The organism is Pseudomonas sp. 14P5.3.2 (genome assembly GCF_057799175.1).
The window spans coordinates 361,838-386,705 of record NZ_JBYOKU010000001.1 but is presented as its reverse complement, the minus strand read 5'-3'; the positions used below and the strand labels follow the sequence as shown (position 1 = coordinate 386,705).

The 24,868-nt window shown below is 61.6% G+C and carries 22 protein-coding genes; 5 read left to right on the top strand and 17 right to left on the bottom strand.

What is annotated here, in order from left to right; genetic code table 11:
* Positions 1-7: 7 nt before the first annotated feature.
* The 4 genes from AC27VU_RS01615 to AC27VU_RS01600 all read left to right on the top strand — a co-directional run bounded on the left by AC27VU_RS01615 (position 8) and on the right by AC27VU_RS01600 (position 4,037).
* Complete coding sequence (locus tag AC27VU_RS01615) at positions 8-769, top strand: SDR family NAD(P)-dependent oxidoreductase (protein WP_488723264.1); 762 nt, start codon at positions 8-10, stop codon at positions 767-769.
* Between the two features lie 12 nt (positions 770-781).
* The gene (locus AC27VU_RS01610; RefSeq protein WP_488723263.1) at positions 782-1,975 is read left to right on the top strand and encodes an acetyl-CoA C-acyltransferase; all 1,194 of its coding nucleotides are present in this window, start codon (positions 782-784) and stop codon (positions 1,973-1,975) included.
* Between the two features lie 145 nt (positions 1,976-2,120).
* Positions 2,121-3,248, top strand: a complete 1,128-nt coding sequence (locus AC27VU_RS01605; RefSeq protein ID WP_488723262.1) for an acyl-CoA dehydrogenase — start codon at positions 2,121-2,123, stop codon at positions 3,246-3,248.
* A gap of 15 nt (positions 3,249-3,263) precedes the next feature.
* The gene (locus AC27VU_RS01600) at positions 3,264-4,037 is read left to right on the top strand and encodes an enoyl-CoA hydratase (RefSeq protein WP_103483376.1); all 774 of its coding nucleotides are present in this window, start codon (positions 3,264-3,266) and stop codon (positions 4,035-4,037) included.
* Positions 4,038-4,143: 106 nt separating this feature from the next.
* Here AC27VU_RS01600 and AC27VU_RS01595 read toward each other — a convergent pair whose 3' ends face one another.
* From AC27VU_RS01595 to arnB, 14 genes are all read right to left on the bottom strand, one after another.
* Positions 4,144-5,295: an acyl-CoA dehydrogenase family protein gene (locus tag AC27VU_RS01595; RefSeq protein WP_488723261.1), complete on the bottom strand. Its 1,152-nt coding sequence runs from the start codon at positions 5,293-5,295 to the stop codon at positions 4,144-4,146.
* A gap of 3 nt (positions 5,296-5,298) precedes the next feature.
* The gene (locus AC27VU_RS01590) at positions 5,299-6,405 is read right to left on the bottom strand and encodes an enoyl-CoA hydratase/isomerase family protein (RefSeq protein ID WP_488723260.1); all 1,107 of its coding nucleotides are present in this window, start codon (positions 6,403-6,405) and stop codon (positions 5,299-5,301) included.
* A 236-nt stretch (positions 6,406-6,641) separates the two neighbouring features.
* Positions 6,642-7,328, bottom strand: coding sequence for an HPP family protein (locus tag AC27VU_RS01585; protein WP_488723259.1), 687 nt, complete (start codon positions 7,326-7,328; stop codon positions 6,642-6,644).
* A 154-nt stretch (positions 7,329-7,482) separates the two neighbouring features.
* The gene (locus AC27VU_RS01580; protein ID WP_488723258.1) at positions 7,483-8,661 is read right to left on the bottom strand and encodes an MFS transporter; all 1,179 of its coding nucleotides are present in this window, start codon (positions 8,659-8,661) and stop codon (positions 7,483-7,485) included.
* 116 nt (positions 8,662-8,777) lie between these two features.
* Positions 8,778-9,296, bottom strand: a complete 519-nt coding sequence (locus AC27VU_RS01575; protein WP_488723257.1) for a GNAT family N-acetyltransferase — start codon at positions 9,294-9,296, stop codon at positions 8,778-8,780.
* A 79-nt stretch (positions 9,297-9,375) separates the two neighbouring features.
* Positions 9,376-10,974, bottom strand: a complete 1,599-nt coding sequence (locus tag AC27VU_RS01570) for an ArnT family glycosyltransferase (protein ID WP_488723256.1) — start codon at positions 10,972-10,974, stop codon at positions 9,376-9,378.
* Positions 10,971-12,350 (bottom strand): UDP-glucose dehydrogenase family protein, encoded by a 1,380-nt coding sequence (locus tag AC27VU_RS01565; RefSeq protein ID WP_488723255.1) that lies wholly within the window; start codon positions 12,348-12,350, stop codon positions 10,971-10,973. The genes AC27VU_RS01570 and AC27VU_RS01565 overlap by 4 nt, the downstream gene beginning before the upstream one ends.
* Positions 12,347-12,760: a 4-amino-4-deoxy-L-arabinose-phosphoundecaprenol flippase subunit ArnF gene (gene arnF, locus AC27VU_RS01560; RefSeq protein ID WP_488723254.1), complete on the bottom strand. Its 414-nt coding sequence runs from the start codon at positions 12,758-12,760 to the stop codon at positions 12,347-12,349. The genes AC27VU_RS01565 and arnF overlap by 4 nt, the downstream gene beginning before the upstream one ends.
* Complete coding sequence (arnE, locus tag AC27VU_RS01555) at positions 12,757-13,101, bottom strand: 4-amino-4-deoxy-L-arabinose-phosphoundecaprenol flippase subunit ArnE (protein WP_003224726.1); 345 nt, start codon at positions 13,099-13,101, stop codon at positions 12,757-12,759. Before arnE ends, arnF begins: the two co-directional genes overlap by 4 nt.
* Positions 13,098-14,747 (bottom strand): lipid IV(A) 4-amino-4-deoxy-L-arabinosyltransferase, encoded by a 1,650-nt coding sequence (gene arnT / locus AC27VU_RS01550; RefSeq protein WP_488723253.1) that lies wholly within the window; start codon positions 14,745-14,747, stop codon positions 13,098-13,100. Before arnT ends, arnE begins: the two co-directional genes overlap by 4 nt.
* A complete protein-coding gene (arnD, locus tag AC27VU_RS01545; RefSeq protein WP_488723252.1) occupies positions 14,744-15,628 on the bottom strand; it encodes a 4-deoxy-4-formamido-L-arabinose-phosphoundecaprenol deformylase in 885 nt (294 codons plus the stop codon). Before arnD ends, arnT begins: the two co-directional genes overlap by 4 nt.
* Positions 15,628-17,619 carry a bifunctional UDP-4-amino-4-deoxy-L-arabinose formyltransferase/UDP-glucuronic acid oxidase ArnA gene (arnA, locus tag AC27VU_RS01540; protein WP_003224731.1) on the bottom strand — a complete coding sequence of 664 codons (1,992 nt, stop codon included), beginning with the start codon at positions 17,617-17,619 and terminating at the stop codon, positions 15,628-15,630. Before arnA ends, arnD begins: the two co-directional genes overlap by 1 nt.
* Positions 17,616-18,647, bottom strand: a complete 1,032-nt coding sequence (arnC, locus tag AC27VU_RS01535; protein WP_201137718.1) for an undecaprenyl-phosphate 4-deoxy-4-formamido-L-arabinose transferase — start codon at positions 18,645-18,647, stop codon at positions 17,616-17,618. Before arnC ends, arnA begins: the two co-directional genes overlap by 4 nt.
* Positions 18,644-19,792, bottom strand: a complete 1,149-nt coding sequence (arnB, locus tag AC27VU_RS01530) for a UDP-4-amino-4-deoxy-L-arabinose aminotransferase (RefSeq protein WP_262141195.1) — start codon at positions 19,790-19,792, stop codon at positions 18,644-18,646. Before arnB ends, arnC begins: the two co-directional genes overlap by 4 nt.
* 437 nt (positions 19,793-20,229) lie before the next feature.
* Between arnB and AC27VU_RS01525 the strand changes: the two genes are divergently transcribed.
* The gene (locus AC27VU_RS01525; protein WP_003224736.1) at positions 20,230-21,120 is read left to right on the top strand and encodes a site-specific integrase; all 891 of its coding nucleotides are present in this window, start codon (positions 20,230-20,232) and stop codon (positions 21,118-21,120) included.
* Here AC27VU_RS01525 and AC27VU_RS01520 read toward each other — a convergent pair whose 3' ends face one another.
* From AC27VU_RS01520 to AC27VU_RS01510, 3 genes are read right to left on the bottom strand one after another with little or no spacing between them, the layout of a single operon-like run.
* The gene (locus AC27VU_RS01520; RefSeq protein WP_488723251.1) at positions 21,121-22,179 is read right to left on the bottom strand and encodes an ABC transporter ATP-binding protein; all 1,059 of its coding nucleotides are present in this window, start codon (positions 22,177-22,179) and stop codon (positions 21,121-21,123) included.
* Positions 22,176-23,771, bottom strand: a complete 1,596-nt coding sequence (locus tag AC27VU_RS01515; protein ID WP_488723250.1) for an ABC transporter permease — start codon at positions 23,769-23,771, stop codon at positions 22,176-22,178. Before AC27VU_RS01515 ends, AC27VU_RS01520 begins: the two co-directional genes overlap by 4 nt.
* Positions 23,772-23,774: 3 nt before the next feature.
* Positions 23,775-24,788: an iron ABC transporter substrate-binding protein gene (locus AC27VU_RS01510; protein ID WP_400496744.1), complete on the bottom strand. Its 1,014-nt coding sequence runs from the start codon at positions 24,786-24,788 to the stop codon at positions 23,775-23,777.
* Positions 24,789-24,868: the final 80 nt, after the last annotated feature.

Here is a 24,868-nt window from a genome sequence, read left to right as displayed (position 1 = left end):
GTCAGTCATGCAGATCGAGAACAAGGTTTTTATCGTCACCGGCGGCGCCTCCGGCCTCGGTGCCGCCAGCGCTGAGTTGCTGGTCAACGCCGGCGCCAAAGTGATGCTGGTGGACATGAACGCAGAAGCCGTTGCCGCGCAGGCCCAGCGCCTCGGCGCGCAAAGCGTCGTCGCCGACATCAGCAATGAAGCCGCTGCCGAAGCCGCCGTGCAGGCCACGCTCAAAGCTTTTGGCAGCCTTAACGGTCTGGTCAACTGCGCAGGCATCGTGCGGGGCGAGAAGATCCTCGGCAAGAACGGCCCGCATGCTCTGGCCAGTTTTGCCCAAGTGATCAACGTCAACCTGATCGGCAGCTTCAACATGCTGCGTCTGGCCGCGGCGGCCATCGCCGAGAGCGAGGCGAATGCTGACGGCGAGCGCGGGGTGATCATCAACACCGCATCGGTCGCAGCGTTCGACGGCCAGATCGGCCAGGCCGCGTACTCCGCCTCCAAAGGCGCGATCGCCAGCCTGACCCTGCCGGCCGCCCGCGAACTGGCGCGCTTCGGCATCCGCGTGATGACCATCGCTCCAGGTATTTTCGAAACCCCGATGATGGCCGGCATGACCCCGGAAGTGCGCGAGTCGCTGGCCGCCGGCGTACCGTTCCCGCCGCGTCTCGGGAAACCTGCCGAGTATGCCGCGCTGGTTCGGCATATCATCGAAAACAGCATGCTCAACGGTGAGGTGATCCGTCTCGACGGCGCCTTGCGCATGGCCGCCAAGTAAGGAGGATTTGTCATGAGCCTTTCCAACGATCCAATTGTCATCGTCAGCGCCGTCCGCACCCCGATGGGCGGTTTTCAGGGCGAACTGAAAAGCCTCACCGCGCCGCAACTGGGCGCCGCCGCGATCAAGGCCGCGGTTGAACGCGCAGGCGTTGCCAGCGATGCGGTCGACGAAGTGCTGTTCGGTTGCGTATTGCCCGCCGGCCTCGGTCAGGCACCGGCCCGTCAGGCAGCACTGGGTGCCGGGCTGGATAAATCGACGCGCTGCACCACGGTCAACAAGATGTGCGGCTCGGGCATGGAAACCACCATTCTCGCCCACGACATGCTGCTGGCCGGCAGCGCCGACGTGGTGATCGCCGGCGGCATGGAAAGCATGTCCAACTCGCCATATCTGCTGGATCGTGCCCGCGCCGGTTATCGCATGGGCCATGGCCGGGTGCTCGACTCGATGTTCCTCGACGGCCTCGAAGACGCCTACGACAAGGGCCGTCTGATGGGCACCTTCGCCGAAGACTGCGCCGAAACCAACGACTTCAGCCGCGAAGCCCAGGATGCCTTTGCTATCGCTTCGACCACCCGCGCCCAGCAGGCGATCAACGACGGCAGCTTCAAGGCCGAGATCGTTCCGCTGACCGTGACCGTCGGCAAGGAACAAGTGCTGATCAGCAACGACGAGCAGCCGCCGAAAGCCAAACTGGACAAGGTCGCGTCGCTGAAACCGGCGTTCCGCGAAGGCGGCACGGTGACGGCGGCGAACTCCAGTTCGATCTCCGACGGTGCGGCGGCGCTGGTGCTGATGCGCCAGTCGCAGGCACAGAAACTCGGTCTGAAACCACTGGCGGTGATTCATGGTCACGCGGCGTTTGCCGACACGCCGGGCCTGTTCCCGGTGGCACCGATTGGCGCGATCAAGAAGCTGGTGAAGAAGACCGGTTGGGCGCTGAACGAGGTCGATCTGTTCGAGATCAACGAAGCGTTCGCCGTGGTGGCAATGGCGGCGATGACCCATCTGGAAATCCCCCACGACAAGCTCAACGTGCATGGCGGCGCCTGCGCACTGGGCCATCCGATCGGGGCCTCGGGCGCGCGGATTCTGGTGACCTTGCTCTCGGCCCTGCGCCAGAAGGGCCTGAAACGCGGGATCGCAGCGATTTGCATCGGCGGCGGCGAAGCCACGGCGATGGCCGTGGAATGCGTCTACTGAAGCCAACATCTGACTGTCCTTGTGGGAGGGGGCTTGCTCCCGAAAGCGGTGTGTCATTCAGAAGTTATTTGACTGACCCGGCCTCTTCGGGAGCAAGCCCCCTCCCACAATGAACGGGTGGTGTTACCAGAATTAAGGATTCACCATGATTCCCAACGAAGACCAAACCCAGATCCGCGACATGGCCCGGCAGTTCGCCGAGGAACGGCTGAAACCGTTCGCCGCCGAGTGGGATCGCGAGCATCGTTTCCCCAAGGCAGCCATTGGCGAGATGGCCGAGCTGGGCTTCTTCGGCATGCTGGTGTCGGAGCAGTGGGGCGGTTGTGATACCGGCTACCTGGCCTACGCCATGGCCCTGGAAGAAATCGCCGCCGGCGACGGCGCCTGCTCGACCATCATGAGCGTGCACAACTCGGTCGGCTGCGTGCCGATCCTCAAGTTCGGCAACGACGACCAGCGCGAACGCTTCCTCAAACCGCTGGCCAGCGGCGCGATGCTCGGTGCGTTCGCATTGACCGAGCCGCAGGCCGGCTCCGACGCCAGCAGCCTGAAAACCCGCGCGCGCCTCGAAGGCGATCACTACGTGCTCAACGGCTGCAAACAGTTCATCACTTCTGGGCAGAATGCGGGGATCGTGATCGTGTTTGCGGTGACTGACCCGAGTGCCGGCAAACGCGGCATCACGGCGTTCATCGTGCCGACCGATTCTGCGGGCTACAAAGTCGCCCGGGTCGAAGACAAGCTCGGCCAGCATGCTTCGGACACCTGCCAGATTCTGTTTGAAGACGTGAAAGTGCCGGTCGCCAACCGCTTGGGTGAGGAGGGTGAAGGCTACAAGATTGCCTTGGCCAACCTCGAAGGCGGACGCGTCGGCATCGCTTCGCAAGCGGTGGGCATGGCCCGTGCCGCGTTCGAAGCGGCCCGCGATTACGCCCGTGAGCGCGACACTTTCGGCAAACCGATCATCGAGCACCAGGCCGTGGCCTTCCGTCTCGCCGACATGGCCACGCAGATCGCCGTCGCCCGGCAAATGGTGCATTACGCCGCTGCCCTGCGTGACAGCGGTCAGCCGGCGCTGGTCGAGGCTTCGATGGCCAAACTGTTCGCCTCGGAAATGGCCGAGAAGGTCTGCTCGATGGCGTTGCAGACGCTGGGCGGTTACGGTTACCTCAACGACTTCCCGCTGGAACGCATCTACCGCGACGTGCGCGTCTGCCAGATCTACGAAGGCACCAGCGACATTCAGCGCATGGTTATTTCGCGCAATCTCTGACAAGGAATCTTGCCCATGACTTACGAAACGATTCTGCTGGAAAACCACGGCCGCGTCGGCCTGATCACCCTCAACCGCCCGCAGGCACTGAACGCCTTGAACGCGCAACTGGTCAGCGAAGTGAACCACGCCCTCGACGGTCTGGAAGCGGATGCGAACATCGGCTGCATCGTCATCACCGGTTCGAAGAAAGCTTTCGCCGCCGGCGCCGACATCAAGGAAATGGCCGAACTGACCTATCCGCAGATCTACATGGACGACCTGTTCAGCGACAGCGACCGCGTGGCCAACCGACGCAAGCCGATCATCGCAGCGGTCAACGGCTTCGCCCTCGGTGGCGGCTGCGAACTGGCGCTGATGTGCGACTTCATCCTTGCCGGCGACAACGCCAAATTCGGCCAACCGGAAATCAACCTCGGCGTGCTCCCGGGCATGGGCGGCACCCAGCGCCTGACCCGCGCCGTGGGCAAGGCCAAGGCCATGGAAATGTGCCTCAGCGGGCGGATGATCGATGCGGTGGAAGCCGAGCGCTGCGGCATCGTCGCGCGGATCGTGCCGAGCGATGAATTGCTCGACGAAGCGTTGAAAGTCGCCGCGGTGATCGCCAGCAAATCGCTGCCGATTGCGATGATGGTCAAGGAAAGCGTCAACCGCGCCTTTGAGGTCAACCTGACTGAAGGCGTACGCTTCGAGCGTCGGGTGTTCCATGCGGCGTTTGCCACTCAGGACCAGAAAGAAGGGATGGCGGCGTTTGTGGCCAAGCGGACGCCGGAGTTTCAGGGCAAATAATGCGCTGACCTGACTGACGCCTTCGCGAGCAAGCCCGCTCCAACATGGGATTTGTGTACGACGCAGATCCAATGTGGGAGCGGGCTTGCTCGCGAAGCTTTTGGCGTTACAACTGATAGTTCTTCAATTCCCGGGCAATCACCATCCGCTGAATCTCGCTCGAGCCTTCATAGATCTGGGTAATCCGCGCATCGCGGTAGTACTTCTCGACCGGATAGTCCTCCAGATACCCATACCCGCCATGAATCTGAATCGCCGAGGAGCAGACCTTCTCGGCCATTTCCGAGGCGAACAGTTTGGCCTGTGACGCCTCCGACAGGCACGGCTTACCCGCCGTGCGCAGACGCGCCGCGTGCAGGATCATCAGTCGCGCCGCGTTGATTTGCATGTGCATGTCGGCCAGCAGGTTGGCGATGCTCTGGTGTTCGTTGATCGGCTTGCCGAACTGGATTCGGTCGCGTGAGTAAACCAGCGCCGCTTCAAACGCCGCCCGGGCGATGCCCAAGGCCTGCGCAGCGATGCCGATGCGGCCGCCTTCAAGGTTGGACAGGGCAATCGCCAGACCCTTGCCGCGCTCGCCGAGTAGATTGGCCTCGGGAATGCTGCAGTTGTTCAGGGTCACCGCGCAGGTGTCGGAAGCGCGGATGCCCATCTTGTGTTCGGTGCGATCGACGATGAAACCCGGGGTCTCGGTCGGTACGAGGAACGCGGAAATGCCTTTCTTGCCCAGATCCGGGTCGGTCACCGCAAACACGATCGCCAGTTTCGCCCGTTTGCCATTGCTGACGAATTGCTTGGCGCCGTTGATCACCCACTGGCCGTCACGCAGTTCGGCACGGGTGCGCAGGTTGTGCGCCTCGGAGCCGGCCTGCGGTTCGGTGAGGCAAAAGCAGCCAATCGTCTGGCCACTGGCGAGATCCGCCAGCCAGGTCTGTTTCTGCGCTTCGCTGCCGTAGTTCATGACCGGGCCGCAGCCCACCGAGTTGTGAATGCTCATGAAGGCACCGGTGGCACCGTCGCCGGCAGAAATCTCTTCCACCGCCAGCGCATAGGCCACGTAATCGACGTAGGTGCCGCCCCATTCCTCGGGCACCACCATGCCGAGCAAACCGAGCTCGCCCATCTTCGCCACCAGCGCGTCGTCGATCCAGCCGGCCTTTTCCCAGGCTTGTGCATGGGGCGCGATTTCGCCGCGGGCGAAGTCCCGGGCCATGTCGCGGATCATCACTTGCTCTTCAGTCAGTTCGAGATCGTGCATGGCTCAGCTCCCGCTCTCAGTAAAACCGTGAAAGAAACTCGCGACATGCCCGGCGTCCAGCGCAGCAAGGGTCGGCGGGTTCCAGCGTGGTGTCTTGTCTTTGTCGATCAGCAGGGCGCGCACGCCCTCGATCAGGTCGCCGCGTTCGAACCACTGGCGATCCAGATGCAGTTCGAGGGCGAAACAGTGTTCCAGGCTCAGGTGCCGACCGCGACGGAGCATTTCCAGGGTCACGGCCATCGCCAGTGGCGAGCGGGTGTCCAGCAGATCCGCGGTGGTGGTCGCCCACTCATGGCTGTCGGCGACGGTGACCGCGCGCAGTTGCTCGACAATGCTCGGCACGTCCGGCAGGGCGAAGAAATGGTCGATGGCCGGGCGCAGTTTCTCCAGCGGTGCATCGGCCAGGGTTTGCACGCCATTTTTCGCGAGCAGGCTCTGCAGATCCTTGAGCGGCGTATCGCGCCATTCCAGGTGATCGAGTTGTTCGTCGAGGCTCGCCAGTTTGCTGCTGTCGACAAACCAGTCGGCCAGCCCGCAGTACAACGCATCGGCCGCACGAATCTGCACACCGCTGACGCCCAGATAGATCCCCAGTTCACCGGGAATCCGCGAGAGGAAATAACTGCCGCCGACATCGGGGAAATAACCGATCGCCACTTCCGGCATCGCCAGACGACTTTTTTCGGTGACCACCCGCAGATCCGCACCTTGCACCAGGCCCATGCCGCCGCCCAGGACGAAACCGTCCATCAAGGCCAGCACCGGTTTGCGGTAATGATGAATCGTCAGGTCGAGGGCGTATTCCTCGACGAAGAAATCTTCGTGCAGCGTGTCGCCGCTTTTGAAGCTGTCGTACAGCGAACGGATATCGCCACCGGCACAGAAAGCCTTGTCACCGGCACCGCGCAGCACAACCGCGCGCACGCTGGGGTCAGTGGCCCAGGCATCGAGTTGCTGCTGCAACTGACGAACCATGTCGAGGGTGATGGCGTTGAGACCGGCGGGGCGGTTGAGGGTCAGGTGACCGATGTGATTGCGAACCTCGGCCAGCACTTCGTTTTGTGTGGCATCCATGGACGGCGTCCGCGGGGATGAAGCCTGAGCAGTCATCACTAACTCCCTGCTTTTATTGTCTTTATTCGAGAAGCTCGCGCGCGAGCGTTGACCGATCGTAACAGTGCAAATTTGCCGTGTACAACCGGGATATGTGCAGGGGGAGTTTGCGTTTTTGCCTTAGGGGAGAATCGACATCTGCTGGTGTAGGAGCTGCCGAAGGCTGCGATCTTTTGATCTTGAAAGATCGCAGCCTCGTTGCACTCGACAGCTCCTACAGGGAGTGTGGGGTATCAGGAGAAGACTTCGCCGATGCTGCGGCGTTTGGCATGCAGCTCGCTGGCATGAATCAATTGTTCGAGGTCTTCGGGGGTGACGTCGATAAAGGCTTCCATGTCGGCCAGTGCCCGTTTCAAATCTTCGGCGGTAATTGACTGGCTGTCGACGGGAGCCAGCAGCGGCGCAGGCTCGGTCGGGCGTTTCGGGTAGCGGATGCGCGTCAGGTTGTTGTAGGCCAGCGCGCTGAGCAGCATGCAGGCGGCGGCGAGCATCACCGGTTCCATGGCTTTCCAGTCCATTGCGATGGTGGCCGGATCGGCCAGTACCAGCGTCAGCGCGAGCGCACCGGCGGGTGGGTGCAGGCAACGCAGCCAGCACATCAGAATCAGCGCGATGCCCGCCGCCAGACAGGCGCTGCCCAGGGTGCGACCGAACACGTGGGCGACCAGCAACGCGACAACGCTGGCGCACAGGTAGCCGCCGATGATCGACCAAGGTTGAGCGAGGGCGCCCGAAGAGACGGCAAACAGCAACACCGCTGAGGCGCCCAACGGCCCGATCAGGTGATACGCGACCTCGATGCCGAACACCTGACTGCACGCCCAGACGCTGAACAAGGTGCCCAGCGCCATGCCGATCGCGGCGCGGCTCCATTCGGTGGGGCGAGTGTTGATGGCGGCGGGCAACCAGCGAGCGAGCATGTACATCGGGTCCTTGCGGTAAATTCGGGGCAAAAAAAAGGACTTGTCCGTTTCGGAAAGTCCTCGAAGTGTTCCAACTATTGGGGGAGGAACGCGCACAGTGTGCCGTGCAAAGTCGATGCTGACAAATTCATATAAATGCTGCTTCAGTGCATTATTTTTGAATTATCGCCACGCGGCGTCCACTGACAAAACACAGATACCCACCCAGCGCCGCCAGGGCGCTCAAGGCGTAGAACATGCTCGGCGCTGGCGTGTGCATCAGCAGGAATCCGCACATCATTGGACTCAGCGCGCCGCCTAACGCCGCGAAGTTCTGCGCACCGTAGTAACTGCCGCGCAGTTCTTCCGGGGCCAGGGTGTCGACGAAGAGGAAATCCGCCGGGTAAATGATCATCTCGCCGAGGGTGAAGATGAACATCGCCACGCACCAGCCGACCAAACTGTCGGCCAGGCTGAAGCCGATCAGACCGACGATGAACAACGCGGTGCCGCCGGCAATCCAGTAGCGCAGGTGCTCACGTTTGAGGAATCGCCCGATCTGGTACTGCAGCAGGATCACCGTGATCGCGTTGCAGGCGAGCAGGGCGGCCATGGTGTCGAGTGTCTGGTCCTGCGTGTGGGTCACCAGCAGGTACTGCGACAGGTACAGGGTGAAGCGCCCGTGAACCAGCGTGCTGAGCAGGCAACCAAAAGTGAACAGGATCATCGTGCGGTCGTTTTTCAGGATGATCAGGGTGTTCAGGAAACTCTGCGGTTGGCTGACCTGCGACAGCGGACTGGCCTCGCGGGACACGCCCAGCAGCAGGAAAACGCTGCCGGCGGCAATCAGCCCCGCGACAATAAACGGCGCTGAAGGCTGAACGCCGGCAATCACCACGCCGATCATCGGGCCCACGGCGTAGCCAATATTGGTCAGCGTGTAGTTCAACGAAAACGCCTTGACCCGCTGGCCGACCGGCAGGTTTTCACTGAGCATCGCTTTGGAGCAGATCAGGAACAGCGCCGACGCCGTTTCACTGATGATCAGCACCAGCGTGACCAGGTACAGATTCTGCGCGAAGGTCAGCAGCATCAGGCCGACACCGCTGGAAAGCATGGTCAGGATCAACAGCTGACGCTTGTCGAGGCGATCGATGATGTAGCCGCCGTACAGCGACAACAGCGTGGCACTGAACACGGCGATGCCCAACAGCAGACCGACATCCTGTGGGTTGAGGCCCAGTTTGTTGCTGAGAAACAAGGTCAGCAGCGGACTGATCAGGGCACGGCTGATGACGATACTCAGCGAGGTGATCATCAGTCGGCGGATCAGGCGGGAGTAGGTGGCCACGAAGAGATCAATGTCCTTATTTCAGAATGCGCGGGTGAGCCTTGCCATCCTCACCGGGTCCCGCTCAGCGGTCAACCTGACACAGCGTAAATCCCCTTGTGGGAGCGGCGGTGTTATCAATAGAGGGGCAGGTGCATGGCGCAGCGTCGCTCGGCGGCAAAGCCATGCTCGATTTCTTTCTGCAGAGCATCGAGCAAATGCGCTTCGTGCTCACCGGGTGCGACTTCCACAAACCCCATCCGCTGATAAAACGGCGCATTCCACGGCACGTCGCGAAACGTGGTCAGGGTCACCGCGCGCATTTGCTCGCAGCGGGCATGTTCAATCGTGGCCAGCAGCAGTTTACGGCCCACGCCTTGACCCTGAAACGCGAGGCTGACCGACAGTTCTTCAATGTGCAGCAAGTTGTCGAAATCCAGCGCGCGGATAAACCCTGCGAGTTGCGCCGAGGTGGTTTCGGCGACCCAGACGTGGGCATTGTCGATGGCTTGGCGGTGTTGCGCGGCGCTTGCCACGTCGGTGTCGGCAAGCCAGGCGAGGGTTGGATCGGTGCGAAACAGATCGGCGGCCGAGCGTTCGATGGCGGGGAGGGCGGCGGCATCATTCTGCCGCGCCCGGCGTACAACAAAACTCATGGTAAAAATCCCTGTAGGAGCTGCCGCAGGCTGCGATCTTTTTCCTGAAAGCGCAAAAGATCGCAGCCTCAATCAGTTCCTACAAGGGCTTCAGATACAACAGCACGTAATCGTTCTTGTCGAAACGCCCCGTCAGCACGGGTTGCAAGCCGGCCAGCGGGGTGCCCTGTAGCGATTGCAGGTCCTTGCTGTCCATCATCAGCCAGGCCGGGCCCTTGAGGGCTTCGAGTTGCTGGACTGTTTCGGTGAACTGCGGTTGCAGATCCTGCTCGACGTTGACCATGAACTTGATCGCCTTGGCGTCTTTGCCCATGCCGTGCAGCACCAGCGGTGCCGGGTTCTGCTGCACCTGCGCGAAGGCGGCGCGACTGAACGCCTGCGTGTCGTACAGACGTCGCTCTACCGGTTCGAACACCGCGGCATACACCGTCCACAACGCCAATACCGAACACAGCGCCAGCACTTCGGCACGCCAGCGCGGAATCATCAGACGCGACAACGCGAGCAATTGCAGAACGCCGAGCACGATCAGCACCAGGGTGATGCCGTCGAGCTGCTCGGGAAAGCGGCGCTTGGCAACCAGCAGGGCCACCATCAATAGCCCCGGCGTCACCAGCCAGATGCCTTGAATTACCCCACGCAATACGCGGAACACTCGACCGTGCAGCACCTGGAACGGGTACGCCGCGATGATCGCCGCCATCGGCAACATCGGCAGCAGGTAACGCGCCTTCTTCGCCTGTGGAATCGACAGACCGACCATGACGATCAGCCCGGCGGCCGCGCAGTATTGCACCAGACGCAAGGCCGGCCCGCGCTGATGCGGCTTGCTCAGCCAGGTCGCGGCCAACGCCAGTATCGCCAGCGGATACGCCAGTGCGTAATTGCCCATGGAGCTGGTGAAGTAATACAGCGAACCGCTGACGCCTTCGCTGCCGTCCATGCGCCCCATGAACTGCATACGAATCACGTCTTGCAGGAACGCCTCGCCACCGCTGAGTTTAGCCAGCCACAACAGCAGGCCGACGCATGCAGCGAGCAGGATCGACGCCAGCACACCGAACACGAACAGCCGTTTCCACTCGCGGTTGAGCAAGTAGTAACTGCAGAGCATGCCGGTCGGCACCACCAGGCCGATGGGCCCGCGAATACCGAAGCCCAGCAACAACAGGATAAAGATCAGCGGCCAGCGACGGCGCGAGCCGAAATGGTCGTGCGCGTAGCCCAGGTAAAACACCGACAGCGCCACGGCGGCGAGCATCAGGTCTTGCGACACGGCGCGCACTTCGGTGACGAAGGTGCTGGTGAGCATCAACAGCGCAATGCTGATCAACGCCCAACGCTGCGAATGCACCGCCAGCAAGCGATACATCAACGTCACGATCACGCCGCCGGCAATCGCGCTTGGCAGCCATGCCGTCAGGGTGTTGATCGCGCCGAAGGGCAACGACAACAACCAGATGAACAGCGTCGAGAGCGCTGAATAGTCGGCGTAAGGTTGACCGTAAGTGGTCGGGAATACGGTCGGCCCGTGTCGCAACATTTCCTGGGCAAACAGTACGAACCGTGAATCGAAGCCAATGGGAGCCTGTCCGTAAACCCCGGCTATGAACAGCAACAGCGCCAGCAGCCCTGCGATCAGGGACTGCCGGCGGATGACAGGCGACAACGTGATCAAGCGACGTCCGCTTTGTTAGGCCACTGTTGCAGCGGGATCGGCAGTTTGCGCGAATCACCACGGCCGATCGGGAAGTACTTGAAGCCGTTGCGCGCCAGACGCTCGGCGTCGTACAGGTTGCGGCCGTCGAAGATCACCGGGGCTTTCAGGCGCTGCTCGATCAGGTCGAAATCCGGCGCCTTGAACTGCTGCCATTCGGTGCAGATGATCAGCGCATCGGAACCCGACAGCACCGATTCCGGGGTGCCCATCAGCATCAGTTTTTCTTCGTTCGGATACAGATGCTGGGTTTCCTGCATCGCTTCCGGGTCGAACGCACGAACGCTGGCGCCAGCGGCGAACAGCGAATCGAGCAGCACGCGGCTCGGCGCATCGCGCATGTCGTCGGTGTTCGGCTTGAACGCCAGGCCCCACAGGGCGAAGGTCTTGCCGCGCAGGTCACCCTTGTAGAACGCGTTGATGCGTTCGAACAGCTTGTGCTTCTGCCGCTCGTTGATCGCCTCGACCGCTTGCAGCAGGTCGCTGGAGCAATGTGCCTGTTCGGCACTGTGGATCAGCGCGCGCATGTCTTTCGGGAAGCACGAACCGCCGTAACCGCAGCCTGGGTAGATGAAGTGGTAACCGATGCGCGTGTCGGCACCGATGCCCTGACGGACCGACTCGATGTCGGCGCCCAGGTGTTCGGCCAGTTCGGCGATCTGATTGATAAAGCTGATCTTGGTCGCCAGCATGCAGTTGGCGGCGTATTTGGTCAGCTCGGCGCTGCGCAGGTCCATGAACATGATGCGGTCGTGGTTGCGGTTGAACGGCGAGTACAGGTCGCGCATCACGTCGCGCACTTCGTCACCTTCGCAGCCGATGACGATGCGGTCCGGACGACGGCAGTCGGACACCGCCGAACCTTCCTTGAGGAATTCCGGGTTGGACACGATATCGAACTGCAGCTCACGACCGGCCTTGTCCAGCGCGGCTTGAATGTGTGCACGCAGGGTGTCGCCGGTGCCGACCGGCACGGTGGATTTTTCCACCAGGATCAGCGGCTGCTCACGATGGCGCGCCACGGCGTCACCCACCGACAGCACGTATTTCAGATCGGCCGAACCGTCTTCACTGGACGGTGTACCCACGGCGATGAACGCGACGCGACCGTGTTGTACGGCGAGTTTTTCATCGGAGGTGAAATGCAGGCGGCTGGAGTCCAGACCTTCGCGTACCAGGCTCGACAGGCCCGGTTCAAAGATACTGACGTGACCCTGGCGCAGCAGTTCGACTTTCTTCTGATCGATGTCCATGCACACGACGTCGTGACCGACTTCGGCCAACACGGCGGCCTGCACCAGGCCAACATAACCGCTACCAAATACTGTGATTTTCATGGAGCACTCCTGAATTCGGGCGCACGAGACGGACGAGTGTTAATAGTGATGACCCCGAGCATGACCAGTGCCACGCCCAGCGATTTAGTGAAACTGAACGATTCGTTGAACAGCGGCAGACTGGCCGCCAGCAGGTACACCAGCGCGTAGCTGATGCTCAATAGTGAATAAGCCCGGCCGAGCGGCAGATCGCGCAATGCCGCGAGCCAGCAGAGCATCGACAGGGCGTAGGCGAAAATTGCTACCAGCACCACCGCCAGTGCCGACAGATCGACACTGCCGGCGCTCAGCGCCGCCAGCCATTGTTCCGGTTGCGGCAGGCGCGTCATGCTCCAGCGCATGCCCAGTTGGGCACTGCTGACCAACCCCACGCTGGCGAGGGCGAAACCGATACCACGTACCTTGTTCATGACTGTTGCCCCAGCAAAACCACGCCGCCGATCACCAGCGCCACACCCAGCCAATGCTGGCGGTCGATGGGCTCGCGAAAGACGAAGCGGGCAATCAGGGTGATCAGCACGAAGTTGAGGCTGAGCATCGGGTAAGCGATGCCCACTTCAAGACGTTGCAACACCAGCAGCCACACCAGCAGCCCGCTGCCGAGAGAAACCAGCGCCAGCCACAACCATGGCGAACGCAGTTTGTCGGCCCAGGACGAATCAACGCCGCGCCAGCTCTCCACGGCGAATTTCTGCGCGACTTGCCCCAGGCACGTCAGCAGACACGCCGTCAGTAACAGCAACCAGCTCATGACGGATCCTTGGGCAGCACCATGATCACCAGATTGCCCGATTCGTAACGGGTACCGTCCTTGGGCAGCAGATCCAGCTCTTCGAGCTCGTCCTGGCCCTTGACGCGCATCAGCACACCGACCGATCCGCTGCGGCGCGCTTCGCGTACCCATTGTTGAACGTTGTCCTTGGTGAGTCGGCGCTCGGCGCCTTCCGGGTAGGAAAGACCGTACTTGAGTTCGCCGACTGTGTTGTACAGCGCGACCTCCGGTTGTTTCATGCGCCAGGCCAGTGCCGCCGCCGCGCCCAGATCGTTGCTCAGCAGATGCGTAGCGCCGGACAGTTCAGTGACGTGATGACGGACGAACTGATCCGGGGTCTTGTTGGCCACCACCGACTTGGGCAACGCCGCCGGCAGGATCCCGGCCAGCAACAGACTGCCCAACGCCGGAGCCGCCCAGCATTGCAGCGGCAGGAACGCTTGCGCGAGGTTGGCGATGATCCAGCCGATCAGGGCGATGAACACCAGCACCATGCTGTGCAGTTCGTGGTCGTACACCGGTTTGTTCAATTGCAGGTAAACCAGTGCGATCAGCGTGACCACACCCAGCAGCAGGTTCAGCAGACCGTTGATCCCCAGCGCCCGACCTTGTTCAAGACGCAGGCGATCAGCCAGCGCATTGCCCAGCACCAGTGCCAATGGCAACAGGCACGGCAGGATGTAGGTCGGCAGTTTGCCGTTGCTCAGGCTGAAAAAGCCCAGCGGCAGCCACAGCCACAGCAGCAGGAAGACCATTTTCGGCTGGGCACGGGTTTGCCAGGCTTGCTTGAACGCGGTCGGCAACAGACCGACCCACGGCAGGCTGAACGCCACCAGCAGCGGCAGGTAAAACCACCACGGTGCATCGTGCTGCGCATCGTCACCGGCAAAGCGGCGAATGTGTTCGTGCCAAAAGAAGAACCGCCAGTAATCCGGCTCCTGCGCGTGCACCGCCAGTGCCCACGGCAAGCTGACGATGATCGCGATGGCAATCGCCACCCGACCGAACACCAGCAGCTCGCGCCAGCGTTTCTGCCAGAGCATCCACGGCAACGCGATCAATACCGGCAACAACCAGGCGAGAAAGCCCTTGGTCATGAAGCCCATGCCGCAGGCCAGCCCCAACAACGCCCAGGCGCCCAGACGTTGCCCGGTGCTGCGGCCGTCGAGCGCAAACCACAACGCCACCAGGCTCAGGTTGACCCAGAAGGTGAATTGCGGATCAAGGTTGGCGTATCCGGCCTGGCCGGCGACGACCGTGAAGCTCATGTAGAGCAGGGCACAGACGAAGCTCTTGCGCGGATCGTTCCATAGCCTGCGCGCGACCAGGTAGGCCAGCAGCACACTCAAAACGGTGCTGAGGGCCGACGCGAAGCGCACGCCGAACAGGTTCTGCCCGAACAATTCCTGGCCGATGGCAATCATCCAGTAGCCGGCAATCGGTTTCTCGAAATAACGCAGCCCCATGAAATGCGGCGATACCCAGTTGCCACTGAGCAGCATGTCCTGGCTGATCTGTGCGTAGCGGGTTTCGTCGGGAATCCACAGGCCATGGGTGTGCAACGGCAACAGATAGGCCAGCAGACAGAGACCGATCAACAACGGCAGTGCCCAGCGTCTGGTCATGCGCCTTGCACTCCCAGCCAGCCTTCACGGCCTTCGAGCACGCCGCGTTGCACACGGCCCACAGGCAGGGTGTTGAAGAACTCGGGCAACAAGTCGCCCAAGGGTTTGAAGTCAATGTTGCGCTGGCGTGCATCAGCCAGCAATTGACGAAAATCCTGAGCCATCAGAATCCCTTCTACTTCGGCATGAATGGTGTAGACGTTGAGTGCTTGCGCCTGGAACTGGTCGAGGATGAAGGCGTTGAAGTCCTTCGCCGCCACGTGCGGGCCAACGACTTCGTCGAAGGTCGGCAGGTCCACCGGAATCTGCGGAGTCCCCGGCGTGCCGTCCGCCAGCAGCGGACGGAACAGGCTCTGCCCGCGGCAATCGCTGTTGTAGCGAAAGCCGAAGGTCTGTTTGGCCTCGATCACGCGCTCGTCCGCACGCCAACCGGCGGCGGCCGAACACTGGATCTTTTCTCCGAGGATGTCGCTCAACGTGTCGACGCCCTGACGAATCTGTTCGATCAGTTGGGCATCGCTCCAACGCCCGGCGTTGGCCTGCCAGCCATGGTGATCCCAGGCGTGCAGGCCGACTTCGTGACCGGCGTCCCGGGCCTGACGCATCAGGTGCCCGAGATCACGGCCAATCGGTTTGCCGGGCCAGGCAGTGCCGGCCAGCAAAATGTCCCAGCCGTAGAGGCCGGCAGCGTTGGAGCGCAGCATTTTCCAGAGGAACTGCGGGCGGATCAGGCGCCACAGATGCCGACCCATGTTGTCCGGGCCGACACTGAAGAACAACGTTGCCTTGACCTGCGCCTCGTCGAGCATCTCCAGCAGCCGCGGCACACCTTCACGGGTGCCACGGTAGGTGTCGACATCGATACGAAGACCTGCCTGCATTACTTCTTGTCCGCGATTTCGAGCATGGCTTCACGCAGGAAGAAGTCCAGGGTGTTGCCGATGGTCTCGCGCATTTCCACGGTCGGCTCCCAGTTCAACAGGCGCTTGGCGTTGGCGATGCTTGGCTTGCGGTGTTCCACGTCCTGGTAACCGGCACCGTAGAACGCCTTGCTTTCCACGTCGCGGAAACCGGCGAACGGAGGGAAGTTGTGACGCAGCGGGTGCGCTTCAAACTGACGCAGCAGCTCTTCGCCCAACTGACGGATGCTGGCTTCGTTGTCCGGGTTGCCGATGTTGATGATCTGGCCGTTGCAGACATCGTTGTCGTTGTCGATGATCCGCGCCAGCGCCTCGACGCCGTCAGCGATGTCGGTGAAGCAACGCTTCTGCTCGCCACCGTCGAACAGACGGATCGGCGTGCCTTCCACCAGGTTCAGGATCAACTGGGTGATGGCGCGGGAGCTGCCGATACGCGCCGAATCCAGACGGTCCAGACGCGGGCCCATCCAGTTGAACGGACGGAACAGGGTGAAGTTCAGGCCTTTGGCGCCGTAAGCCCAGATCACGCGGTCCAGCAGTTGCTTGGAGACCGAGTAGATCCAGCGCTGCTTGTTGATCGGGCCGACGATCAGGTTCGAGCTGTCTTCGTCGAAGTTCTTGTCCTGGCACATGCCATAGACTTCCGAAGTCGACGGGAAGATCACGCGCTTGTTGTACTTGACGCAGTAGCGAACCAGTTTCAGGTTTTCTTCGAAGTCCAGCTCGAATACGCGCAGCGGGTTGCGGGTGTACTCGATCGGGGTGGCGATGGCCACCAGCGGCAGGACCACATCGCACTTCTTGATGTGGTACTCGATCCACTCGGAGTGAATGCTGATGTCGCCTTCGACGAAGTGGAAGTTCGGGTGGCTGCGCAGACGCTCGATGGCGTCGGAGCCGATGTCCAGACCGTAGACTTCGTAGCGGTCGTCACGCAGCAGGCGCTCGGACAGGTGGTTACCGATGAAACCGTTGACGCCCAGGATCAGTACGCGAGTACGACGTGGCGCACGACCGGATTCGGCGCCGCGCAGCAACGAGCCATCCACCAGACCCAGTTCGTTGGCCAGTTGCGGGCCGCTGAGGTACAGACCGTTGTCGTTGCGCTGACCGGCGTTGATTACCAGCGAGTCTTGACCGCAGGCAATGCGCAGCGGATCGACGCTGATCACGCGACCTGGCGCCTGGCCTTCGTTGCCCTTGACGACTTCGGCGCTCCAGACGATCAGTTTGTGCTCGCCCACGGCGCAGAAGGCGCCCGGGTAAGGACGGGTCACGGCGCGCACCAGGTTGAACAGTTCTTCGGCCGGTTTGGCCCAGACCAGTTTGCCGTCCGCTGGCGTGCGGCGACCGAACACGGTGGCTTTGGATTCGTCTTGCGGGGTTTCAGTGATCTTGCCTTGCAGCATGTTCGGCAGGGTGTCGCGCAGCAGGTCGCTGGCGGCTGTGCGCAATTTGGCGTGCAGGGTCAGACCGGTGTCGCTGCGCTCGATGGCCACGCGTTGCTGGGCAACGATCGCGCCAGCATCAGCGCGCTTGACCATACGGTGCAGGGTGACGCCGGTTTCGGTTTCGCCGTTGACCAGCACCCAGTTTGCCGGAGCGCGACCGCGATAACGTGGCAGCAGCGAACCGTGCAGGTTGAACGCGCCTTTTTTCGCCAGGGCCAGCAGTGGCTCGCTCAGCAGGTTGCGGTAGTAGAAGGAGAAAATGTACTCCGGGTCCAGCTTGGCGATGCGCTCGATCCACAGTGGGTGGTTGGCGTCTTCCGGCGCGTGTACCGGAATACCTTTGTTCGCGCACAGTTGTGCAACCGACGCATAGAACGCGTTTTCTTTCGGATCATCGGCGTGAGTGAACACTGCTGCAATGTCAAAGCCGCTGTTGAGCAGGGCTTCAATGCCGGCGCAGCCAATATCGTGGTAGGCGAAGACAACAGTTTTTGCACTCATGAGAGAACCTGATCGGAAGTGGAAGAATTAGCGGTAGAAGAAAGACCATCAACGGTGACGGCAGGGGCCGGATCGGCCGGCTGGCTGCGCAACACCTTTTCGATGAAGAAACGCGGACGGGCGCGCACATCGCTGTACATGCGGCCCAGGTATTCACCCAGCAGCCCCATGCCGATGAACTGGCCACCGGTGAACACGAACAGTACGGCGAACAGTACGAAGGTACCGCCACCCGCCCAGCCGGCACCGAACGCCAGACGCAGAATGATCAGTGCGACGGCGAACAGCACACCCAGACCGGCCATGGCGAAGCCGACGATGCTGAGCAAACGCAGCGGGGTGGTGGTCATGCAGGTGACCAGATCGAACATCAGGTTGATCAGGCGCATCGGGCTGTATTTCGAGTCGCCGTGTTCACGCTCGGCGTGGGCCACGACGATTTCGGTGGTATGACGGGCGAAGCTGTTGGCCAGGATCGGGATGAACGTGCTGCGCTCACGGCAGGCGAGCATCGCGTCGATGATGTTGCGGCGGTAGGCGCGCAGCATGCAGCCGTAGTCGCTCATGGCAACGCCGGTGGAGCGCTGCACGGCAAGGTTGATCAGCTTCGACGGATACCGGCGCAGCGCCGAGTCCTGCCGATTGCCGCGCACGGTCCCGACCACGTCGTAACCTTTTTCGGCTTCGGCCACCAGCCGTGGGATTTCTTCCGGCGGGTTCTGCAGGTCGGCGTCGATGGTGATGACCACGTCGCCCTTGCACTGTTCGAAACCGGCCATGATCGCGGCGTGCTGACCATAGTTGCGGTTGAGAATGACCGCCACGAACGGGCTGTTTTCACGCCCGGCGGCTTCTTCGAGCATGTTCGCCGATTCGTCGCGGCTGCCGTCGTCGACCAGCACGATTTCGAAGTCGTGATGCAACTGGCGGCAGGCCGCCTCGGTACGACGCAGCAGCTCGGGCAGGCTTTCCTGCTCGTTGTAGACCGGGATGACGATCGACACACTGCGGATTGGATAAGGTTTCACAGGCGTTTTTCCATGATTTGTGCGATGGCACCGACAACACGGTCAAGGTCTTGATCGGTCATGTCGGGGAACAGCGGAATCGAGCACAGCCGCGCCGAGTTCCATTCGGTGTTGGGCAGGTAGAGGTCGGGGTCACGCTGGCGATACCAGGTGTGCAGGTGGGTGGCAATGAAATGGATACCGGTGCCGATGCCCTGATCCTGCAAAGCCTTCATGAAAGCTTCGCGATCCATGCCGCAACGCTCGCTGTCGATGCGCAGGATGAACAGGTGCCAGGCGTGTTGCTGGGCGTAGTCGGGCAGGGCCAGCGGTTGCACTGGCAAGCCTTCGAACTTCTGCAGATAGCTCGTGGCCAGTTCGGTGCGACGGGCGTTGATTTCCTCCAGACGCTGCAGTTGCACCAGGGCAATCGCGGCGTTGACGTCGGCCAGGTTGTACTTGAAGCCCGGCTCCATCACTTGCGCCTGCGGCTTGCGGCCACCGGTCAGACGGTCATAGGCGTCGACGCCCAGGCCGTGGAATTTGAGCATGCGCACACGGCTGGCGAGGGCTTCGTCATCGGTGACGAACATCGCGCCTTCGGCACAGGTCATGTTCTTGATCGCATGGAACGAGAAGATCGCCGTGCCTTGCGAGCCGACGTGACGCCCCTTGTAGCGGGTGCCGGCAGCGTGGGCGGCGTCTTCGATGACCGGGATGCCGTGCTTGTCGGCGAGGGCATACAGCGGATCGAGATCGAACGCTGCGCCGGCATAGTGCACCGGAATGATTGCCTTGGTCCGCGGGGTGATGGCCGCTTCGATGCGCGCAGCGTCGGTCATCAACGTGTCGCGGTCGACATCGACGAATACCGGTTTGGCGCCCAGCAGGGAGATCATGTTGGCGGTCGAGACCCAGGTCTGCGACGGGGTGATGACTTCGTCGCCCGGGCCGATGCCCAGGGCCAGCAGCGTGATGTGCATGCCGCCGGTGGCCGAAGACAAGGCTACCGCGTGCTTGCAACCGACATACTGCGCAAACTGCTCTTCGAGTGCCTGGTTTTTCGGCCCCGTCGTGATCCAGCCCGAGCGCAACACCTGCTCTACGGCGGCAATTTCCTCATCGCCGATACTCGGGCGAGAGAAGGGGAGAAACGCCTGACTCATGGGCACCTCATTGCAAAAAAAATAAAGGATGAATTCACGGAATCGTTGGATCCAACCTCAGCGTAGACGCAGAAAAGCACTCCTGCATCAATAACTTGGCAAAAAAAGCATGACGTCGGGATCGATTGACTTTTCACGATTTGCCCGGCAGGTTGGGCAAAGCCACTACCGAACCGATGGGAATTAAGGTTATGCCGGTTTTTGTGAAAGGAACATGAAAAACCGGTTGGCGAATCGTTTATCTGTCACTTATACAGCCGCTGTTCAGGCTTCTACCGTCCATCGCAGTTTTTTGTCGGACAGTGCGGCCCTAGTACCTTCTTTACTTCAAGTACATTGCATTTGTTAGTTGTTGTAGTGCTGTACGTTTTTTACTCAAGGTTTATCGTTTGATTGATTTAGTTGCTGCAACCCCGGTCGTTCCAAAGCCCAACCCGATGAGCCTGTACCTCGCGCGTTTGGCGCCTTCCAGCCAGCTCACCATGCGCTACGTGCTGCAAGATGCAGCCGATCGCCTGGGATTTGAAGACATGAATGTCGAAGAGATTCCCTGGCATGCCTTGCAACCCGAAGATGTTGTCGCACTGGTGGCGGCATTGCGTGCAGACAACTACGCACCCAACACTTCTTCGTTGTATGTGAATGCCGTGCGCGGGGTCATGAATGAAGCCTGGCGCATGAGCCTGATCAGCCAGGAACATCTGTTGAAAATGCGCTCGGTCAAGGGCATCGCCGGCACGCGGCTGTCTCAGGGGCGCAATCTCAAGCGCACGCTGATTCACGAATTGATGGAAGTCTGCGCCGCCGACCCACGCCCGCAGGGCCTGCGTGATGCGGCAATCATCGCGTTGCTGTACGGCACTGGCATGCGCAAGTCGGAGTCGGTGGATCTGGACCTGAATCAGGTCGACTTCAGCGAGCGCAGCCTGTGCGTCACCGCCAAGGGCAACAAGCAGTTGATCAAATACGCGCCGGCATGGGCGTTCAGCAAGCTCAATGCCTGGCTCGAACTGCGCCGTTCACAGCTCAAGGAAGGCGAGAGCGACGATGCTTTTCTGTTCAACCGCATCCGCCGTGGCAGCCACATCACCCGCGAGCGCATCACCAAGCACGCGATCTATTACATCGCCCGTCAGCGCGGGACGCAGGTCGGGGTGAAGATCATGCCCCACGATTTCCGTCGCTCGTTCATCACCCGGGTGATCGAAGAGCACGATCTGTCGATCGCGCAGAAACTGGCGCATCACAGCAACATCCAGACCACCGCCAACTACGATGTGCGCGATGACAACGAGCGGCGGCGGGCGGTGGATCGTTTCGATCTCTGATCAGTTCAGGCCAAACACATGCGCCGCACCGAGCACCGACAGTTGCACCGCGCTGCCGGCGGGCGGTGCGTGCATGCCGGAGCTGCGCACCAGAATCGAACGGGCCGGATCCTCAGTCGCGGATGAGCTCAGTTCGACCGTCAAGGTGCAGGTATTGCCGGCAAAATCGCGCTCGGTGACCAGCGCCTGGCAGCCTTGACTGTCAGGCGCCACTTCGGCGATCTGCAATTGTTCGGGGCGCAGCATGATCTGCGCAGCACCGCTGAAGCCGTTGCTGTTCACCGCCACCTGACCCAGATCGCAATGCGCCCAACCCGCCTCGATCCGCGCGGGCAGCACCACCGCTTCGCCGAGAAAGTGCGCAGTCTGCTCATCATTCGGAAAGCGGTAGAGATCCATTGGATGCCCGGATTGCACCAGCCGGCCGCTGCGCATCACCGCCAATTGATCGGCAAACGACAACGCTTCGCTCTGATCGTGGGTCACCAGAATGGTGGTGACGCCGGCGTCTTCGAGCAGGCGCGCGACCATTTTGCGCATGGCACTGCGCAAACCGGTGTCGAGGGCAGAGAACGGCTCATCGAGCAGCATCAGCCGTGGTTGTTGCGCCAGTGCCCGGGCCAGGGATACGCGCTGTTGCTGACCACCAGACAATTCGTGCGGCCAACGGTTGGCCATGTTCGCGTCCAGCGCGACGCTGTCCATCAATTGCAGAATGCGTTGATGGCGCGCAGCGCCGGTCAGGGCCAGGCCGAAACCGATGTTCGCTGCCACCGTCATGTGCGGGAACAACGCGCCGTCCTGCGGGACGTAGCCGATCTGCCGTTGATAGGCCGGCACTGCGTGGCTGCGGTCGACCAGCGTCTGGCCGTTGAGCGTGAGGCTGCCGCTGTCGGGAAACTCGAACCCGGCGATCATCCGCAACAGCGTGGTCTTGCCGGAACCGGAGGGGCCGACGATCACCGTGCGGCTGCCGGTCGGCACGTTGAGGCTGACGTCATCGAGCGCCTTTTGTGCGCCGAAGGTTTTACTGAGGTTGAGCAGTTCGAGAGCGTTCATCGGCCAGCGGTACGCCTGGATTGGTGATAGAGAATGGCCGTCAGCGGCAGGGAAAGCAGGATCATCAAGAGCGCGTAGGGCGCTGCGGCGGCGTAATCGATTTCGCTGGTCATCGCCCAGAAGCCAGTGGCGAGGGTGCGCGTGCCGTTGGGCGCGAGCAGCAGGGTCGCGGTCAGTTCATTGGTGATTGCCAGAAATACCAGGGCTGCCCCTGCCGCCGCGCCGGGAGCAGCCAGGCGCACGGTGATCAGCCACAATGCGCGCAACGGCGAGCGGCCAAGGCTTTGCGCGATGTTTTCCAGTTCGACCGGGGCCTGAGCGAAACCGGCGCGCAGACTGACCAGCGCCCGCGGCAGGAACATCAGCAGATAGGCCAAGAGCACGGTGATGGTGGTCTGGTAGATCGGCCGGGCGAAATGAATGGTCACGGTGACCAACGCCAACGCAACGACAATGCCGGGTAGCGAACTGGTGATGTAATTGCAGCCTTCCAGCAAGCGCTGCAGTTTGCCGGGAGAGCGGATTGACAGCCATGCAATGGGAATCGCCGCGATGCTGGTCAGCAACGCGCCGGCCACGCCATACGACAACGTCTGCAGCAGGGCCGGCATTAACTCGTCGCCTTGCCAGACCTGCACACCACCGGCCACCAGCCAGCGGCCCAGCGTGAGCAACGGCACACCGAGCGCCAGCAGGCAGGTCAACGTTTGCAGGAGTAACGCCAAAGATGTCGCGCCGCGCCCCAGTTGCACGCTGCGCTGATCCCGGGCGCTGCCGGACCCGACTCGCGCATAACGCGCCTGGCCACGGGCGGCGGATTCAGCCGTGAGCATCGCCAGACAGCACAGCGCCAGAACCCCGGCGAGCATGTTGGCGGCCGGGCCGTTGAAGGTCGATTTGAACTGATCGAAGATCGCCGTGGTGAAGGTGTCGAAACGGATCATCGCGTACAAGCCATACTCGGCCAGCAAATGCAGACCGACCAACAAGGCTCCTCCGCAGATTGCCAGTCGCAACTGCGGCAACACCACCCGAAAGAACACCGCCCAAGGCTTGAGTCCCAAGGATTGCGCAACGTCTTCAATCGCCGGATCGAGACGACGCAAGGTCGCCGCAATCGGCAAATACAGAAACGGGAAATACGCGATCACCGACACCAGCACACCGGCCGGCAGACCGTGGATTGATGGAATCAGGCTGACCCACGCGTAACTGTGGACGAACGCCGGCACGGCCAACGGTGCGACCGCCAGCACTGACCACAAGCGTCGGCCGGGCAGGTTGCTGCGTTCGGTCAGCCAGGCCAGTGTTGTACCGAGCACGATGCACAAGGGCAGGGTGATCAGCACCAGCAGTACCGTGTTGATCAGCAATTCGCCGACCCGTGGGCGGAATATCATGGCTTCGATGGTTGCCCAACCGGTGTACCACGACACGCCGATCACGAAGGCAATCGGCAGCAGTGACAGCAATGACACCAGCACCGCCGAGCTCACCACCCACGAGCTGCCGCGCCCGGCCAGCGCGCGGGGCGGGTGAAGGAGGCTGGCGGGGGCCGTCGCAACGGCCGGTGCAGGCAAGGTTTCGGGCATCACTTAGAGCAATCCGGCCTGGGTCATCAGCTCGACGGCTTTTTTGCTGTCGAGGGTCGAGGCATCGACTTTCGGCGCATCGAGGGTTTTCAGCGGGGTCAGCTTCGGATTGGACGGCGCGTCTTTGCCCACGGCGTATTCGAAGGAGGTGCCGGTTTCGAGAACTTCCTGACCTTCCTTGCTGGTGATGTATTTGACGAATTTTTGCGCTTCATCCTGATGCTTGCTCGATGCCAGCACGCCGGCGCCGGAGGTGCTGACGAATGCGCCCGGATCCTGATGTTTGAAGTAGTACAACTTGGTGTTGTTGCTGTTTTCGCCGGTCTTCGACTGATCGACGAAGCTGTAATAGTGATAGATCACGCCGCTGTCGATCTGCCCGGCGTTCACCGCTTTGAGCACCGCGCTGTTGCCGCGATAGATGGTTGCATTGGTCTTCATGCCCTTGAGCCATTCCAGCGTGGCGGCTTCGCCTTTCTGTTGCAGGACGGCGGCGACAATCGCCTGGAAATCCGCGCCAGCCGGGGAGGCGGCCCAGCGGCCTTTCCATGCCGGGGTGGCGAGGTCGAGCAGGGATTTGGGCAGGTCTTTTTCAGTCAGCTTGCTCGGGTTGTAGACGAACACGGTGGAACGGGCAGCGATGCCGACCCAATTGCCATGGGCCGGGCGGTAGGCGGAGTCGACTTGCTCAAGGGTCGCGGGCGCCAGTGGGGCGAACAGTTTGGCATTGTCCACCAGCACCATCGCCGGGGAGTTCTCAGTGAGGAATACGTCTGCCGGCGAGGCGGCGCCTTCCTGCACGAGCTGGTTGCCCATCTCGGTGTCATCGCCGTTGCGAATGGTCACCGGGATCCCGGTTTCTTCGGTGAACCCGGCCACCCAGGCCTTGGTCAGCGTTTCATGCTGCGCGTTGTAAACCACCAGACCCACCGAGTCGGCGGCAAACGCCTGCCCGGTGCCGAGCAATGCGGTGGCCAGCAATGCGCGCTTGAAGAAGGATGGAAGGCGTGGATTCATTCGGGCAGCTCCTGTTTTTAGACGTTATGAGCAAACCCTCGCAGGAAACAATGCGAACGATTTGCAAGTGTCGAGTCGCG

What these genes read in the sequence shown, in the direction of transcription:
- AC27VU_RS01615 (WP_488723264.1), top strand. Translation starts at nt 8, where the DNA reads ATGCAGATCGAGAACAAGGTTTTTATCGTCACCGGCGGCGCCTCCGGC.
- AC27VU_RS01610 (WP_488723263.1), top strand. Translation starts at nt 782, where the DNA reads ATGAGCCTTTCCAACGATCCAATTGTCATCGTCAGCGCCGTCCGCACC.
- AC27VU_RS01605 (WP_488723262.1), top strand. Translation starts at nt 2,121, where the DNA reads ATGATTCCCAACGAAGACCAAACCCAGATCCGCGACATGGCCCGGCAG.
- AC27VU_RS01600 (WP_103483376.1), top strand. Translation starts at nt 3,264, where the DNA reads ATGACTTACGAAACGATTCTGCTGGAAAACCACGGCCGCGTCGGCCTG.
- AC27VU_RS01595 (WP_488723261.1), bottom strand. Translation starts at nt 5,295, where the DNA reads ATGCACGATCTCGAACTGACTGAAGAGCAAGTGATGATCCGCGACATG.
- AC27VU_RS01590 (WP_488723260.1), bottom strand. Translation starts at nt 6,405, where the DNA reads ATGACTGCTCAGGCTTCATCCCCGCGGACGCCGTCCATGGATGCCACA.
- AC27VU_RS01585 (WP_488723259.1), bottom strand. Translation starts at nt 7,328, where the DNA reads ATGCTCGCTCGCTGGTTGCCCGCCGCCATCAACACTCGCCCCACCGAA.
- AC27VU_RS01575 (WP_488723257.1), bottom strand. Translation starts at nt 9,296, where the DNA reads ATGAGTTTTGTTGTACGCCGGGCGCGGCAGAATGATGCCGCCGCCCTC.
- AC27VU_RS01565 (WP_488723255.1), bottom strand. Translation starts at nt 12,350, where the DNA reads ATGAAAATCACAGTATTTGGTAGCGGTTATGTTGGCCTGGTGCAGGCC.
- arnF (WP_488723254.1), bottom strand. Translation starts at nt 12,760, where the DNA reads ATGAACAAGGTACGTGGTATCGGTTTCGCCCTCGCCAGCGTGGGGTTG.
- arnE (WP_003224726.1), bottom strand. Translation starts at nt 13,101, where the DNA reads ATGAGCTGGTTGCTGTTACTGACGGCGTGTCTGCTGACGTGCCTGGGG.
- arnT (WP_488723253.1), bottom strand. Translation starts at nt 14,747, where the DNA reads ATGACCAGACGCTGGGCACTGCCGTTGTTGATCGGTCTCTGTCTGCTG.
- arnD (WP_488723252.1), bottom strand. Translation starts at nt 15,628, where the DNA reads ATGCAGGCAGGTCTTCGTATCGATGTCGACACCTACCGTGGCACCCGT.
- arnA (WP_003224731.1), bottom strand. Translation starts at nt 17,619, where the DNA reads ATGAGTGCAAAAACTGTTGTCTTCGCCTACCACGATATTGGCTGCGCC.
- arnB (WP_262141195.1), bottom strand. Translation starts at nt 19,792, where the DNA reads ATGAGTCAGGCGTTTCTCCCCTTCTCTCGCCCGAGTATCGGCGATGAG.
- AC27VU_RS01525 (WP_003224736.1), top strand. Translation starts at nt 20,230, where the DNA reads ATGAGCCTGTACCTCGCGCGTTTGGCGCCTTCCAGCCAGCTCACCATG.
- AC27VU_RS01520 (WP_488723251.1), bottom strand. Translation starts at nt 22,179, where the DNA reads ATGAACGCTCTCGAACTGCTCAACCTCAGTAAAACCTTCGGCGCACAA.
- AC27VU_RS01515 (WP_488723250.1), bottom strand. Translation starts at nt 23,771, where the DNA reads ATGCCCGAAACCTTGCCTGCACCGGCCGTTGCGACGGCCCCCGCCAGC.
- AC27VU_RS01510 (WP_400496744.1), bottom strand. Translation starts at nt 24,788, where the DNA reads ATGAATCCACGCCTTCCATCCTTCTTCAAGCGCGCATTGCTGGCCACC.